This is a genomic window from Christiangramia flava JLT2011 (assembly GCF_001951155.1).
GTDB lineage: Bacteria > Bacteroidota > Bacteroidia > Flavobacteriales > Flavobacteriaceae > Christiangramia > Christiangramia flava.
This window is the reverse complement of record NZ_CP016359.1, coordinates 3,159,245-3,175,094: the sequence shown is the minus strand read 5'-3', so window position 1 is coordinate 3,175,094 and position 15,850 is coordinate 3,159,245. Positions and strand designations below refer to the sequence as shown.

Below are 15,850 nucleotides of genomic sequence, written 5' to 3'. Positions count from 1 at the left end.
TTATTCGGTTGTTTGATTAAGCACCCTGATCTGCCTTTGCATCAACCAGAAAACGGTGATCGCTAAAATGAGATAAACCACAACGTACAGGTAAAAACTAAATTGCAGCCCCGGCATTGGAGTCACAGCCTCACTGGTTCGCATCACCTGGTACACGATCCAGGGCTGCCGGCCCACCTCTGTCACTACCCAGCCCGCCTCTAAAGCCAAAAAGCCCAACGGACTCATCAGCGCGAAAAGCCACCAAAAACTGCGTTTATCCAGCCAGCTTTTTTTTCTGAAACTGATAAAAAACAAGATCCCGGCAAGCATCATCAAGGTTCCAATTCCTACCATTACCTGAAAGGCATAATGTACGATCGAAACCGGCGGATGATCCTCTTTCGGAAAATCATTGAGCCCCTGAACTTCCGCATCAAAATCTCCAAAGGCCAAAAATGACAGGGCTTTCGGAATTTCGATCTTTCCATTGACTTCCTGATTTTCTTCATCCACAATTCCACCTATAAACAAAGGTGCACCGGCTTCGGTCTCGTAATGAGCTTCCATGGCAGCAAGCTTTACAGGTTGGCGCTTGGCTACATCTTTCGCAGAAAGGTCTCCGCTAATTGGCTGAAGAATGGCAGCCACCGCACCAAAGAACAACGCAATTTTAAAAGCCTCCTTATGCAGTTCCGGCCTTTTATTCCGAAGTATCTGGAAAGCATGAATCCCGGCCACCGCAAAACCGGTAGCGGCAAAAGCAGCCAGGGTCATATGCACCGCCTGGCTCAACCAGGCAGCATTAAAAAAGGCAGCAACAGGATCGATATTTACAAATTCCCCATTCACTACTTCAAAACCAGCGGGTGAATTCATCCAGGCATTGGCAGATACCACCAGTATTCCTGACAGAACCCCGGAAATACCAATTATGATACCGGTGAACCAGTGAAAACGCTCTGGTAATTTATTCCAGCCATACAGGTAAAATCCAAGAGCGATGGCTTCTACAAAGAATGCAGCGCCTTCCAGTGAAAAAGGCATTCCAATCACCGGGCCGGCATGTTTCATAAATTCTGGCCATAACATTCCCAGTTCAAAGGAAAGCGCCGTTCCAGAAACTGCTCCGGTAACGAAAAAAATCGCCACACCGCGTTGCCAGGCTTTCGTTAAATTAAGGTATACTTCCTTTCGGGTATTCAGCCATTTTTTGTGGGAAATGATCATGAAGAACGGCATCACCATCCCAATACACGCAAAAATAATATGGAAGCCGAGCGTGAAGGCCATTTGAAGTCTGGCAAAATCCAGGTTTTCCATAGGGCAATTTTTTGAAAGAGATCAGGAGATACATCGGCCTGATACTCCTCTTTTTCGGCTAGTAAATTTACGGAAAAAGCCTCGTTAAACCTGATGAAAGTCAGTTTGATTTCAGAAGAAATTTCAAAAAAATAAAGAAAACCCGGGCGCTGAATCAATTGCCTAACCATTCTAAAAGATCGGGATGATCTTAAAGAGAAATGTTCCTGAATTTGATCTAAGCCTTTGATGGTAATAGTAGCTTTACTAAGTAACTTTATAACCTCAACTTTTGGATTCAAGAACTACAGCAACCCGGGTAACCCTTAGAGTTTAAGATTCATTGTGTTGCCAATGACCTATAAAAATATAGATGATAATTGAAAGCTTGTGTAACAAATGTTACATAGCCATCAAAGCGTCAATTCTTTGTAAATTATATAGATTCCCATGACCAGTACAAACCAGCCGAAAGCTTTCTTCAGTTTGCTTCCGTCGAAGAACTTATTCAGGTATACTCCCAAAACGATTCCACTCATGGATAGTGCAGTGAAGATGAGCAAAAACACCCAATCTATCTGCATATGAGTGACATCACCCAGAAAACCGAGTAAGGAATTGATGGCGATAATCAGTAAAGAGGTTCCAACAGCTTTTTTCATGGAAAGTCCGGCCAGGATCACCAAAATAGGAATGATGATAAAACCTCCTCCTGCTCCAACAACTCCTGTTATTAGACCGGTGAAGACTCCCAGAACTGGAAGCATGAATGTACTCTTCTCAGCTTTCGAAACGTCGGAACTTTCCTTTAAGTCGCTTTTTTTATCCAGGATCATGGAAAAGGATGCCAGTAACATGATGACTGCAAAAAAGAGCATGATCACGATATCTTTGGTAAGCATGAAATCTCCGATCTGCGCAATTTCTTCCGGAATGGCAGGCACTATGAATTTTCGGGTGCTAAAAACGGCGATCACGGCCGGGATGGCAAACGTCAGCGCAGTTTTAAATTTGACATTCTTCTTCTGAATATTCTTTCCGGCACCCACCAGAGAAGAGCTTCCCACTACAAATAAGGAATAGGCTGTTGCCGTAACCGGGTTAATAGATAAAAGGTACACGAGAACCGGTACCGTTAAGATAGAACCGCCACCTCCAATCAATCCCAAAACCAGACCTATAAAAACGGCCCCTACATAGCCTAAAATTTGCATTAAATCCATATCAAAATTTTCAGGACAAAAGTAGCAGGTGGAGTTGGGCGTTGCAGTAACAAACGTTACACAGCTAAAGATCGATGACCTGTATCTGGTTCCTTTGCAGCTTGATCTTGCCTTCCAGCTCGAGCTTTTTCAGTAGCCTGCTCACTACAACCCTCGAAGTATGAAGATCATAGGCAATCTGCTGATGGGTATTCTGGATAGTCTCATCGCCTGTTATTTTGGCTTTGTCACGAAGGTAGCGCATCAGGCGCTCATCCATATTTAGAAAGGCAATGGTATCAATGGTATCCAACATTTCGCTGAGCCGGGTAGAATAAGACTCAAATACGAAGTTTCTCCAGCTTTTGTATTTCGCCGTCCATTCCTCCATTTTCCCGATTGGGATCATGATAAGATGCGTATCGGTTTCAGCAACCGCGCGCACCTCGCTTTTCGTTTGTCCCAGGCAGCAACTCAGGGTCATGGCACAGGTATCGCCACGTTCCAGGAAATACAGCAACAGTTCATTGCCTTCAGAATCTTCTCTCAGGATCTTGATCGCACCGGTTAGCATTAGCGGCATACTGTTCACATAGCTCCCAATATCCATGATCTTTTCGCCGGCCGGAACACTGCGATACGTGCCAACTTCCACGATCTCTTCCAGGAGTTCCTTTTCAAATAAAAATCCGTAAGCTTCTTTGAGTTCTTTTTCCATCCACCCTATTTTTTTTAAAAGTAACAAGAATATTTGGGACAGCATCCTAGCGGAATGGTAGGGAATTGACAATTCTGCTGCTGTTCAATCTTATAGAAATGATAAAATTTCCTCTATTTATCAAAATTTAAATATAATGCCCTTTTTTCTTCAGAAGCTTTAACGAGCGTTTACCACCTTTCCCGGCTAACTAAAATTAACTTTCAGTAAAATCTTAAAAATTGAATGAAATGGCAGATGAAAAGAATATTAAGACGATCAATCCCGCTACGGAAGAAATTTTGAAGACGTACGAATGGATGAGCGATGCTGAAATGGATCAGGCTATTGAAGAATGTCACAACGCTTACCTGAAATGGCGATTGGTAACACCCAAAGATCGGGCAAAGATTATCAGCAAAATTGGAGAAAAACTAACTGCACACAAAGAGGAGTTCGCTCAATTGATGACCAGTGAAATGGGAAAATTAGTGGAACAGGGAAAACAGGAAATGGAGCTTTGTGCAGCTATTTGCGAGTATACGGCCAAAAACGGACCGGAAGCGCTGCAGGACGAAGAACGCGAGTTACCAGAAGGTGGAAAAGGCCTCATTACCTATTCACCTCTTGGAGTGATCTACGGAATTCAGCCATGGAATTTCCCATGTTACCAGGCGATCAGGTATTCAATCGCTAATTTGATGGCGGGAAACGGAGTGCTGCTGAAACATGCTGAAAATGTCACCGGCAGTGCCTTACTTCTGGAAAAAATTTACCGCGAAGCCGGAGTTCCTGAAAATCTCTTTAAAGTTTTACTGATCACCCACGACCAGAGTGACCAGGTAATCGAAAATGATCTTGTTCGGGGCGTAACTTTGACAGGAAGTGCTAAAGCTGGTAAAACCATCGCGAAAAAAGCCGGGGAAAAACTGAAGAAAACCGTTTTGGAACTTGGAAGTAATGATGCCTACATCGTACTGGAAGACGCCGATGTTCCCAAGGCTGTTGAAACCTGCGTAAACGGCAGGGTTTACAATAACGGGGAAACCTGTGTGGCCGCCAAGCGATTTATTGTAACCGATAAGGTTTATGAGGAATTCAAAAAGGCTTTCGTTGACCAAATGAAAAACGTTAAATACGGAGATCCAACGAAAGAAGATTCAGACATTGGTCCTATGGCCCGAAAAGATCTGCGTGATACGGTTCATAAGCAGGTGCAGGAAAGTGTAAAAAAAGGAGCGAAAATATTGTGCGGTGGGGAATTACCAGATGAAAAAGGATATTTCTACCCTGCTACTGTTTTGGAAAACCTGGAACCGGGTCAGCCAGCATATGATGATGAAATCTTTGGTCCCGTTGCTTCGCTCATTCGGGCAAAGAATGCAGAAGATGCCCTGAGAATTGCCAATAGTTCCAGATTCGGACTGGGTGGCGCGATTTTTTCCAAAGATGAACAAAAAGCAAAAGATCTGGCCAAGCACTATTTTGATACAGGAATGGTATTCATCAATAGTTTTGGCCTGGCTAAACCAAATATGCCTTTCGGAGGAGTAAAAGATTCCGGATACGGTCGTGAGCACGGTGGTTTCGGACTTCATGAGTTTGTAAATACAAAAGCCGTGATGTTCGCCTAATTTTAATGTGATCTGAAAAATTGAAAAGCCGGGTTTTCCCGGCTTTTTTTATGATATAAAAATTTTCACAATTGGCAGTTTAACGAATTGTTTTTCAGCTATATTAGACCTATTATTCAATATAACATGCAGGTTACTATTTTCGGCTTTCAGCATAGAAAATCTATGCAGATCGGCACCAGGTTTACCTATAATTTCGAACTCAAGGAACATCTGAAGAAACTCGAGGATATTCACTGGTCGAAGACTCATAGCTGTTTTTACCTGGCAGCTACTCCTTTGAATTTTGAGAAACTGGTGGTTCACCTTCAGCAAATTGAAAAAGACCTGGTCCTGGATCTACCCAGCCTGAACGATTTTCTGGATAATATGAAAGGATACTCTAACCTACATATTGTAAATTTTCGACATTACCTGAAAGGAAAGCGTTACAGCCAAAGTACCATTAAAACCTACCTCAGTTTTACTGCCGATTTTTTGATGTTCCACACCGGAAAAATGACTTTTTCCCGCAGCGATGTGGAAAGGTTTATGGAAAGTGAAATTGCCGGTAATAAAAGAAGTATCAGCACTCACCGGCAGGCTATCAGTGCTCTAAAATTATATTTTGAATTTTCTGATCAGGCCGAATTCGATCTATCCACGCTTCATCGCCCGAAGAAAAGCAAATATGTTCCTACAGTTTTAAGCAAGGAAGAAGTGCTGGATCTTCTTAGACTCACCCGAAATCTTAAACATCGGTGTGTGATCGCCTTAATCTATTCCAGCGGTTTAAGAATTGGGGAGCTCGTTAGCCTCGAATTGCGGGATATCGATATTGACAGGAAGCAAATTCTGGTTCGACAGTCCAAAGGTCGAAAAGATCGCTATGTGATGCTGGCGGAAAGTATTCTTCCCCTACTCTACAATTACCTGCAAACCTATGAGCCCAAAAGATATTTTGCCGAGGGTTTTAATGGAAACCGTTATTCTACTTCGGCCATTAGGACCTTTCTGAAAGATTCTTGTGAAAGAGCGAAAATTCGTAAGCATGTGACTCCGCACACTTTGCGTCACAGTTTTGCGACTCATATGCTGGAGAATGGGACCGACCTACGATATATTCAGGAACTACTGGGCCATTCTAAACCGGAGACCACAATGATCTATACGCATGTTGCGCAGAAGGATGTCGTAAAAATCCAGAGTCCGCTAGACGCCAGTATTAAAAAGCTGCTGGAGCAGGCGGATAATGGCAACACAAACCTGCGTTTATCCCGCAATATTCTCGGATAAAAAACTATATTTAGGGAGATATAACGAGTTGTAGCAAATTTTACTAATGAGAATACTCCTTCTAATCTTTTTACTCTTTACACAAATTTCAATTGGACAAATTGTTCAACACGAACCAAGAAAGGCGTTTGTGATAACTTTAAATGTTCCAGAGAATACTAGGAATATGAATTCTGCTTTTAAAAAATTTGCTTTAGCAAATGATTTAAAGAGATTAATTTGCTACAGAGATGGTGAAATATCCAGCGATTTAAAATTTGATTCAAAAGGTAATGTTGTTTCAAAAATTGAAGTTGATAATAAAATAGTTCCAAAAAGTGAATATGAATATTTTAAAAATGGAGAGATTAAAAAAAATAAACATTATTCTCCTAATGGGAATTTTTATTATGGGTTCGAATATGAATACCTAGATAATAAGAAAATAACTTATAAAAATCCTGGTAAAATTTTGTACTCAGTAGAAGAAAATTATCCTCTTAAAAAAATGAAAATCACAACTGATTATAGAGAAGATGATGGATACACCTCTAAAAAGATTGAATATTACGATGGCAATAATCAAATTAAAAAGAAAGAAGAGTTTTACAACGGAGAATTCTCTAGAGAATTTGTGTATTACACAAAAAAGAGCAAAGATTATGTAGATGAAATTTCTTACTCAGAAAATGGAAAAAAATTCGTCAATACAGAAAAGATATGGAGTAATGATGTTTATAGCGAAAATGGAAATCTTCTGTTAGATTATTCAGGAGAGACTTTAAACTCAAGACTTGAATACAATAAAAAAAATAGATTAATATCAAGAACTTATTATTTGGATGGACAAAATCCACGGGAAAAAATAGAATATCGATATAGAAATGATACCATTTTAGTCAGTAAAAAGATTGATTACCTACTAGAAGATAGATCCATAAATTATGAGTTTTTATACGATGATAAAAACCACCTTAAAAAAGTGATTAAAACAACCGACAAAGGAGAAGAAGTATTCTCTTATAAATATACGTTTAAGTAAAACTTGCAACAACAAAGAACTAAGGTAAAATCCAAGTCCTTTTAAGCTAATTTGGACATATAATTTTCCTGGTAAAAACTACCTGATTTGGCGATGGCAAATGCCTGCTTCAGGAGCTTATTACAAACGGCTATTAGTGCCAGTTTCTTACTCTTACCTTTCTCTACAATCCGCTCATAAATTTCCCTGCAGGCCTTGTTGGTTTTGCAAGCAGTGAAGCTGCACATAAATAGTAGATTCCGAAGCTTTCGATTCCCGACCTTGCTTATTCGACTGCGTCCTCTTACACTGGTTCCGGATTGCCTGATCGTTGGAGTGATCCCGGTAAAACAACAAAGCTGCCTGGCATTCTCAAAACTGGTAAATCCATCTGTAAGAACTATTAAGAGCATCGCCGTCTTCTTTCCCATCCCTGGAATACTAGTTAATTGCTCCAGTTGCTTTTCCTGGGTTTTTCTAACTAAGGATTCTAGCTTGGTCTCAATCTGGGCTAATTCCTTCTCTAATTGCTTTAGCGAACGATTCAGAGATCGAGTGACAATCTTTGAAGGCGTACCGAGAGCTTTCTCCCCATGGATCTTATTCTTAACAGCAGTGCGTTGTTTCAAATAAAGATCCTGAAGACTTAGTAGCTGCAAACACTCTGCCTGCACGGCATTCCTGGCTGTATACAATGGAACTTTAGTAGCCTGTGCATATTCACAGATGGCTTTGGCATCACTCTTATCGGTCTTGATCTTGGAGAGTCTCATCTGAATAAAACGCTTGACCGAAAGTGGATTCACAACCGATACCGTTATACCTTTCTCATATAAATACTGGGCTAATCTATAATGATAATAACCAGTGGCTTCCATTACTACCAGGCTGTCATTCTTGAGGAACTTCAGCAAGCCTTTAAAGCCTTTTACGTCATTGGAGAATTGATCGTGCTTTCCATCTTGATCTACTACATCAAAGAATGATTTACTAATGTCTACTCCGTAAAAATGTTTAATTTTATCCATAAGAGAATGATTGGAAAGAACAGCTACTTTGGTTTTCATCGACTTAAAAACGAGATCCAGGTCTCACAGAACTAAACGAAATTAAAGTAGAAAAGAGAGGGGATTATCATTGTTGACGGAATCTCTAGTTCCCACGGTTCATGTAATCTTATTCCTCTCTTTTGTTCTTTCTGTTTAACTATCAAAATTTAGAGAAATTAAACTTAAGACGGTTCATCGCAAATAGGCGGTATCTGACAAAAATCCGTTAACTTTCAATTCCTAACAAGGTTAGTGCTAGCGGACAAATCCTAACGGATTTATCCGCCAACTTGCGATAACCGTATTCCAAGATCAAATCCAAGCTATTTTTAAACAATTTTATGCGGCATATTTACACAAATCAACATAGGGTGTGCCTCGTTTGATCACCGCAAATACTCTAGATAACAACTTGTTTCGAACATTATTCAAGGCAATCATTTTCGGCTTTCCTTCTGCCACTTTTCGCTGGTAATATGCTCGTAATTCTCCATCATGCTGGATCGCTGATACACTGGCCATACTCAGCAGACTTTTCATTTTTCGGTCACTCAGGGGATGTCCTTTAGCTCGTTTAAATACACTGGTTCCTGAACTGTGCTCGAAGGGTGCTGTTCCGCAGTAACTCGAGAACTGCCGCCAGCTACTAAAACGTTCAAAATTACAGGTGTGATACAGTAGTTGGCAGGCCAGAATCCGTCCTACGCCTTTCAGGCTGGTCAGAAGTTTGTAGTTCTTCCCCAGATCTTCTTCTCGTTTCAATAACTGATCAATCTGCTTTTCCAGTTTCAGAATTTGCTTGCTTAAATAAGCGATCGTGTGCTTTAAGCTTTTGCAGCTTACATCTGTTGACGGACTCGATAAAAGGCCGCTCAGCTCTTCTAAAGTACCCATAAGTCCTGAACGATTTCGAACTAACTGATCCCTTAAACTTAAAAGTCTACCCAGCTCTAATAAGGCTTCATCCCGAATGCTACTGCACTCTAACTCTTCCCGGTGCAACCAGGCATATCTGGCAATCAGTTCTGCATCTACACGATCAGTTTTCATTCTCACTAATCCAGAAGATCTTTTAACCACGATTGGATTCTCTTGCACATACACTAAACCGTTAGTCTGCATGAAGATCGCCAGCTTTAAAGAATAATTCCCGGTATGCTCAAAACAGTATAAAACTGATTTTTCATTATCGCAGAATTTACCAACCCATTTGATAAGGGAAATATAGCCTGATTTTGTATTATCGAATACCCGATGTTTACTATGATTATGAATAAAAACATCTAAAGTCTTTTTGGATACATCGATCCCTACGGCTAACTCGCAATTTTTCATATCTTTAAAATCAGTTAAATGAAGTTGCGGAAACTATCTCCTTTAACGGGTCCTAATAGACCTGGTATTCCAATTAGTTCTTCGCAACATTAGTAGAAGCTAAGGGGACTCTTACGATTAATAGGACTGAAACTAGAGACCGTTATAGTTCTCCCCTTAGTTCTCTCTTAAGATAGAAAACAAAGTAAAGGAGACCGTTGCCAGCAATATTTTAATTATGATAAAACGTTTAATCAAAGATTTAACCTACAATAAAATTTCTCTAAAAGAGGGATTAAATAGAGCTAAAATTATAGCATTCGAAATTAAAAATGATGAATTTAAAAATTGGCTTAATTCAGAGTTAAATGGTTATAAATTAAAAGATTTGCCAGAGTATCGTAAAATTTCTTGTGAAGTTGTAGCTGATATACAAAATCCTTTTCACGGCAAAAGAACAATTCCTTACGATTTAAGTGCCTGGGATAAGGAATTACAAGGAATGATTTACAAATTTAATGTATTACAAAGTATTCCTACAATAGAAACTAATTTAAAAAATGTTGAACCTACAGCTAATTCCTATTTGTACGAATATATGCCAATAGGATTGGTGCAGCAGTTTAAAGAAATGACGACAGATGGAGAAGATATTGTTTCAATTAGAAGAAAATTTCAAGCAGGTCAGGTTTTTAATATTCTTGAAATTACAAAGCAAAAATTAGTAGATACACTATTAGAATTAAATGAAAAGTTTCCTGATCTAGAAGATGACTACGAAGATAATCCTCAAAATTCAGAAATTGCTAAAACAATTATAAACAACAATATTTTAGGAGATACTTCCAATTCTAATATAAGTTTTGGAGATAACGTCAAACAAATTTTCCATAACAAAAGGGATCAAAAAATCCAGGCTTTTTTAAACCTATTGCAAGAATTAAATATTGACAATGAAGAAGTTAAAAAAGCAGAGCGAATTATTGATGAAAATAAAGATTCTCCGTCCTTAGGAAAAAAACTCTTGAATTGGACTGGCAATATTGCTTCAAAATCTATAGAAAAAGGTATTGAATTAAAAATTCCAATGATAATAGATAAAATTCAAGATTTGCTATAAAATACTGCAGGCAACAACGGCTCATCGCAAATAACGGGTATTGCCGAAAAAGTGTAATTTTAGAAACCAGGAAAGAAAACAATTAATCCGACAACTCCTCGTCCCAACTCCCGCAACTTGCGATAGCCGAGACCGTTAGCTGCAATTTTAAAAATGAAAATTTACCACTTAATTTTAATAAGTTTTTTACTGATCCAATGTGCTGAAAATAATAATCGAAAAGCTGATAATGAGTCTTTTTTAGCAAAAAAATCGGTTAATGACACAAATACTATTTCTGTTAGTAATCATATAGTTGAAAAAATCAAAAACTATTATTTGAATGGTGAAGGTGCTAAATTTCAATTTGAAAGTAATGATTTTGACTCATTAAAAGAATTAATATTTAAAAGCAGTGATAATTTTACTTTGATGAGAATTGAAATTCCTAAGAAAGAAATTATTTCGGATTCTATAAGAGCTATATTATTTCCTGATTTTAATAATGATGGATTAAAAGATGTTGTTATTAATGTATATCGAGAAGGTGGTTGGGGAGGTGGAAATGTCTTTGATAATGAAATTTTTGTTTTTAAAAATGAAGAAAATAGCTTCATACTTAAAAGTGTGAATAATTCTAAAAAATTAACCGATTGTGATACTGGGCAATTTTCATTAGTCGGACTAAAAAAAGGAAAATTAATAGGAAATTCATTTTGTTATACTCCTGATGATGGACATTGTTGCCCTTCTCTTAAATATTATACCGTATTGTCGGAGGAGAATTGGAAGCTAAAACACTTTACAAGTGAAGAAACATATTAAAACAGCAGCTAACAACGGTTAATCGCCAATAAGCGGCACCGTTAGTAAGAAAATAATTAACTTGACCAACGAAACATTACTAAGCTGACAAATCCGCGTCCCCTACTCCGCCAACTGGCGATAACCGTATTCCAAGATCAAATCCAAGCTATTTTTAAACAATTTTATGCGGCATATTTACACAAATCAACATAGGGTGTGCCTCGTTTGATCACCGCAAATACTCTAGATAACAACTTGTTTCGAACATTATTCAAGGCAATCATTTTCGGCTTTCCTTCTGCCACTTTTCGCTGGTAATATGCTCGTAATTCTCCATCATGCTGGATCGCTGATACACTGGCCATACTCAGCAGACTTTTCATTTTTCGGTCACTCAGGGGATGTCCTTTAGCTCGTTTAAATACACTGGTTCCTGAACTGTGCTCGAAGGGTGCTGTTCCGCAGTAACTCGAGAACTGCCGCCAGCTACTAAAACGTTCAAAATTACAGGTGTGATACAGTAGTTGGCAGGCCAGAATCCGTCCTACGCCTTTCAGGCTGGTCAGAAGTTTGTAGTTCTTCCCCAGATCTTCTTCTCGTTTCAATAACTGATCAATCTGCTTTTCCAGTTTCAGAATTTGCTTGCTTAAATAAGCGATCGTGTGCTTTAAGCTTTTGCAGCTTACATCTGTTGACGGACTCGATAAAAGGCCGCTCAGCTCTTCTAAAGTACCCATAAGTCCTGAACGATTTCGAACTAACTGATCCCTTAAACTTAAAAGTCTACCCAGCTCTAATAAGGCTTCATCCCGAATGCTACTGCACTCTAACTCTTCCCGGTGCAACCAGGCATATCTGGCAATCAGTTCTGCATCTACACGATCAGTTTTCATTCTCACTAATCCAGAAGATCTTTTAACCACGATTGGATTCTCTTGCACATACACTAAACCGTTAGTCTGCATGAAGATCGCCAGCTTTAAAGAATAATTCCCGGTATGCTCAAAACAGTATAAAACTGATTTTTCATTATCGCAGAATTTACCAACCCATTTGATAAGGGAAATATAGCCTGATTTTGTATTATCGAATACCCGATGTTTACTATGATTATGAATAAAAACATCTAAAGTCTTTTTGGATACATCGATCCCTACGGCTAACTCGCAATTTTTCATATCTTTAAAATCAGTTAAATGAAGTTGCGGAAACTATCTCCTTTAACGGGTCCTAATAGACCTGGTATTCCAATTAGTTCTTCGCAACATTAGTAGAAGCTAAGGGGACTCTTACGATTAATAGGACTGAAACTAGAGACCGTTATAGTTCTCCCCTTAGTTCTCTCTTAAGATAGAAAACAAAGTAAAGGAGACCGTTGTGTGTAATTAATCATATTATGGATTCTCCTTTAAAACAAGCCACTTTCATAAGAATAAAAGAACATTCAAAAGAAAATTTAGGATCTGGAACAGATGAAACTAAAATTGCAAAATTAGAATCTGCTCTAAAAATTAAGATTCCAGAAGAATATAGAATTTTCCTAGAAGAAATCGGATATGCAGAAATTTATGGAGATCAGATTTATTCGATTTATAACATTCCCGATGAAATTCCTTGTCATGGATTACACTGGTTAAATAAGAAGAATGAATATCTATCAGATGGATTTATTCGATTTTTCTCAAATGATATTGATGGAAGGTTTTATATTCATGAGCAGAGTGGTAAAGTTTACCTCAATTCAAAAGATAATTTGTTTGCAAAATCATTTTTCGATTTTATAAACAAAATGTTATCTCTATAAATATTTCTCTCTAAATGTATAAAGGAATTCAAATAACAAATCTAGAATTCTACAATTCACTATTTGAATCAGAAGAATTCACTTCTTATCTAGGAAAAGCAACCTTAGCTTCTGGAAAATTAGAAGTTGAATTAATTCATTTTCTCAAAAGAAAGAATATAAATTTAAAAAGTGAGAAAAGCTCTCTTGGCATGCTGATCCAGATTGTTGAAGAAAATAAGCTACTTGATCAAAATGCTATTGAAACTTTGAAATTATTGAAAACGCAGAGAAATTATTTAATACATAATATTTACGGCCTTTTCAGTGATCTGAAAGAACAAACTATCTTAGAAAAGAAAGATTTAATTGACACAGATGTTGAATCCTTTATTGATAAAGTTTGGCTATTAAATGAAAACCTAATTAATGTTTCCAAGATCATACAAGAATCGTGAAGATTAACTACACACAACAGCGATTAACGAGGCCAATATGCGGTATTCCAGGAAAAAGAATAACTTAGAACTCCAAACCACAAAACAACAAGCCGACTACTCCGTGTGCTAAATTCCGCACACTGGCGTTAATCGCGGCCGTTAGCTCCAAGCGTCACAAAAATTATGACTGAAAAAAAGATTGAAAATTTTATAGATTCAAATGATAAAGATTTAAATAAAGACTATTTAGATAAACTTCTAGAAAAGCTTAAAACAGTCAAAAGTGAAAATAATAAGATTCAACTATGGATGATTATTCTCGTTGTCATCTATTACGGTTTGGATTTTCAATTAATTTCAGACTTAAATTATGGTCCGTTAAGTATTAAAAGTGATCACGAATTTATAAGATTATTCATTCCTCCATTATTTACATATTTTCTATTGCAATTTGCAACACTTAATGCTCAAAGAGGTGCTTTAATAAAAAGCGTAAGAGTGTTTGGAAGAAAAATTTATAAACTTGAAAATAACATAAAAGAAAAGTCTTTTTATAGTAATGAATTTCTTCATTTAATTATGCCTTTTTCATTAGCTGAGGAAACTCAAAGTAAATATTTAGGTGATAATAATTGGGTTACGACCATACTGAGTATACCCTTATTTTTAATATTTATTAGTCCGTTAATATTTGAATATTACGCCATAAAAAATTTGATTTTAAATAATGAAGCTACCTTGTTTAACATCACAATTATTGCATTTACTATTTGGCTAGTAATTGTAATTATTGGTTATTATTTTAAACTTATTAGACTAAGTGTGAGAGAAGTAAAACAAGATTTTAAAAGAACTCCAACGCCAGGAGCTAACAACGGTTAATCGCCAATAGCCGGCACCGTCAGAAAGAAAATAATTAACTTGATCAACCAATCAATACTAAGCCGACAAATCCGCGTCCCTTACTCCGCCAACTGGCGATAACCGTATTCCAAGATCAAATCCAAGCTATTTTTAAACAATTTTATGCGGCATATTTACACAAATCAACATAGGGTGTGCCTCGTTTGATCACCGCAAATACTCTAGATAACAACTTGTTTCGAACATTATTCAAGGCAATCATTTTCGGCTTTCCTTCTGCCACTTTTCGCTGGTAATATGCTCGTAATTCTCCATCATGCTGGATCGCTGATACACTGGCCATACTCAGCAGACTTTTCATTTTTCGGTCACTCAGGGGATGTCCTTTAGCTCGTTTAAATACACTGGTTCCTGAACTGTGCTCGAAGGGTGCTGTTCCGCAGTAACTCGAGAACTGCCGCCAGCTACTAAAACGTTCAAAATTACAGGTGTGATACAGTAGTTGGCAGGCCAGAATCCGTCCTACGCCTTTCAGGCTGGTCAGAAGTTTGTAGTTCTTCCCCAGATCTTCTTCTCGTTTCAATAACTGATCAATCTGCTTTTCCAGTTTCAGAATTTGCTTGCTTAAATAAGCGATCGTGTGCTTTAAGCTTTTGCAGCTTACATCTGTTGACGGACTCGATAAAAGGCCGCTCAGCTCTTCTAAAGTACCCATAAGTCCTGAACGATTTCGAACTAACTGATCCCTTAAACTTAAAAGTCTACCCAGCTCTAATAAGGCTTCATCCCGAATGCTACTGCACTCTAACTCTTCCCGGTGCAACCAGGCATATCTGGCAATCAGTTCTGCATCTACACGATCAGTTTTCATTCTCACTAATCCAGAAGATCTTTTAACCACGATTGGATTCTCTTGCACATACACTAAACCGTTAGTCTGCATGAAGATCGCCAGCTTTAAAGAATAATTCCCGGTATGCTCAAAACAGTATAAAACTGATTTTTCATTATCGCAGAATTTACCAACCCATTTGATAAGGGAAATATAGCCTGATTTTGTATTATCGAATACCCGATGTTTACTATGATTATGAATAAAAACATCTAAAGTCTTTTTGGATACATCGATCCCTACGGCTAACTCGCAATTTTTCATATCTTTAAAATCAGTTAAATGAAGTTGCGGAAACTATCTCCTTTAACGGGTCCTAATAGACCTGGTATTCCAATTAGTTCTTCGCAACATTAGTAGAAGCTAAGGGGACTCTTACGATTAATAGGACTGAAACTAGAGACCGTTATAGTTCTCCCCTTAGTTCTCTCTTAAGATAGAAAACAAAGTAAAGGAGACCGTTGGCAACAATATTTTCACACGAAATATTTGCTATTGATTCAATTTTGGTGC

The 15,850-nt window shown here is 37.9% G+C and carries 15 protein-coding genes; 8 read left to right on the top strand and 7 right to left on the bottom strand.

Going from position 1 to position 15,850, the window contains the following annotated elements:
• The 3 genes from GRFL_RS14020 to GRFL_RS14010 form a co-directional block, all read right to left on the bottom strand.
• Nucleotides 1–1,302 (bottom strand): cytochrome ubiquinol oxidase subunit I, encoded by a 1,302-nt coding sequence (locus GRFL_RS14020; protein WP_083645219.1) that lies wholly within the window; start codon nucleotides 1,300–1,302, stop codon nucleotides 1–3.
• Between the two features lie 392 nt (nucleotides 1,303–1,694).
• Nucleotides 1,695–2,504 carry a sulfite exporter TauE/SafE family protein gene (locus tag GRFL_RS14015; RefSeq protein ID WP_083645218.1) on the bottom strand — a complete coding sequence of 270 codons (810 nt, stop codon included), beginning with the start codon at nucleotides 2,502–2,504 and terminating at the stop codon, nucleotides 1,695–1,697.
• Between the two features lie 64 nt (nucleotides 2,505–2,568).
• Nucleotides 2,569–3,201 (bottom strand): Crp/Fnr family transcriptional regulator, encoded by a 633-nt coding sequence (locus tag GRFL_RS14010; RefSeq protein WP_083645217.1) that lies wholly within the window; start codon nucleotides 3,199–3,201, stop codon nucleotides 2,569–2,571.
• Nucleotides 3,202–3,431: 230 nt separating this feature from the next.
• Between GRFL_RS14010 and GRFL_RS14005 the strand changes: the two genes are divergently transcribed.
• From GRFL_RS14005 to GRFL_RS13995, 3 genes are all read left to right on the top strand, one after another.
• Nucleotides 3,432–4,814: an NAD-dependent succinate-semialdehyde dehydrogenase gene (locus GRFL_RS14005; RefSeq protein WP_083645216.1), complete on the top strand. Its 1,383-nt coding sequence runs from the start codon at nucleotides 3,432–3,434 to the stop codon at nucleotides 4,812–4,814.
• A 126-nt stretch (nucleotides 4,815–4,940) separates the two neighbouring features.
• A complete protein-coding gene (gene xerA, locus GRFL_RS14000; protein WP_083645215.1) occupies nucleotides 4,941–6,089 on the top strand; it encodes a site-specific tyrosine recombinase/integron integrase in 1,149 nt (382 codons plus the stop codon).
• A 46-nt stretch (nucleotides 6,090–6,135) separates the two neighbouring features.
• Entirely contained in the window at nucleotides 6,136–7,110 is a 975-nt protein-coding gene (locus tag GRFL_RS13995; RefSeq protein ID WP_139839223.1) for a hypothetical protein, read from the top strand.
• Nucleotides 7,111–7,151: 41 nt separating this feature from the next.
• Here GRFL_RS13995 and GRFL_RS13990 read toward each other — a convergent pair whose 3' ends face one another.
• The gene (locus GRFL_RS13990; protein WP_083646147.1) at nucleotides 7,152–8,117 is read right to left on the bottom strand and encodes an IS110 family RNA-guided transposase; all 966 of its coding nucleotides are present in this window, start codon (nucleotides 8,115–8,117) and stop codon (nucleotides 7,152–7,154) included.
• 360 nt (nucleotides 8,118–8,477) lie between these two features.
• Nucleotides 8,478–9,473: an IS110 family RNA-guided transposase gene (locus tag GRFL_RS13985; protein WP_083645204.1), complete on the bottom strand. Its 996-nt coding sequence runs from the start codon at nucleotides 9,471–9,473 to the stop codon at nucleotides 8,478–8,480.
• Between the two features lie 217 nt (nucleotides 9,474–9,690).
• Between GRFL_RS13985 and GRFL_RS13980 the strand changes: the two genes are divergently transcribed.
• Both GRFL_RS13980 and GRFL_RS13975 read left to right on the top strand, forming a co-directional pair.
• Nucleotides 9,691–10,572, top strand: a complete 882-nt coding sequence (locus tag GRFL_RS13980; RefSeq protein WP_083645213.1) for an AbiTii domain-containing protein — start codon at nucleotides 9,691–9,693, stop codon at nucleotides 10,570–10,572.
• Between the two features lie 153 nt (nucleotides 10,573–10,725).
• Nucleotides 10,726–11,376 carry an SH2 domain-containing protein gene (locus tag GRFL_RS13975; protein WP_083645212.1) on the top strand — a complete coding sequence of 217 codons (651 nt, stop codon included), beginning with the start codon at nucleotides 10,726–10,728 and terminating at the stop codon, nucleotides 11,374–11,376.
• Between the two features lie 164 nt (nucleotides 11,377–11,540).
• On the opposite strand, the gene GRFL_RS13970 is transcribed toward GRFL_RS13975, so the two are convergent.
• The gene (locus GRFL_RS13970; RefSeq protein WP_083645204.1) at nucleotides 11,541–12,536 is read right to left on the bottom strand and encodes an IS110 family RNA-guided transposase; all 996 of its coding nucleotides are present in this window, start codon (nucleotides 12,534–12,536) and stop codon (nucleotides 11,541–11,543) included.
• 218 nt (nucleotides 12,537–12,754) lie between these two features.
• On the opposite strand from GRFL_RS13970, the gene GRFL_RS13965 reads away from it, so the two are divergent.
• From GRFL_RS13965 to GRFL_RS13955, 3 genes are all read left to right on the top strand, one after another.
• On the top strand, nucleotides 12,755–13,162 hold the full coding sequence (locus GRFL_RS13965; RefSeq protein WP_083645211.1) for an SMI1/KNR4 family protein: 408 nt from the start codon (nucleotides 12,755–12,757) through the stop codon (nucleotides 13,160–13,162).
• Between the two features lie 14 nt (nucleotides 13,163–13,176).
• Entirely contained in the window at nucleotides 13,177–13,599 is a 423-nt protein-coding gene (locus GRFL_RS13960) for a hypothetical protein (protein WP_083645210.1), read from the top strand.
• Nucleotides 13,600–13,764: 165 nt separating this feature from the next.
• Complete coding sequence (locus tag GRFL_RS13955; RefSeq protein ID WP_083645209.1) at nucleotides 13,765–14,463, top strand: hypothetical protein; 699 nt, start codon at nucleotides 13,765–13,767, stop codon at nucleotides 14,461–14,463.
• A 142-nt stretch (nucleotides 14,464–14,605) separates the two neighbouring features.
• Here the strand turns inward: GRFL_RS13955 and GRFL_RS13950 are convergent, their stop codons facing one another.
• Nucleotides 14,606–15,601, bottom strand: a complete 996-nt coding sequence (locus GRFL_RS13950) for an IS110 family RNA-guided transposase (RefSeq protein ID WP_083645204.1) — start codon at nucleotides 15,599–15,601, stop codon at nucleotides 14,606–14,608.
• Between the last annotated feature and the right edge of the window lie 249 nt (nucleotides 15,602–15,850).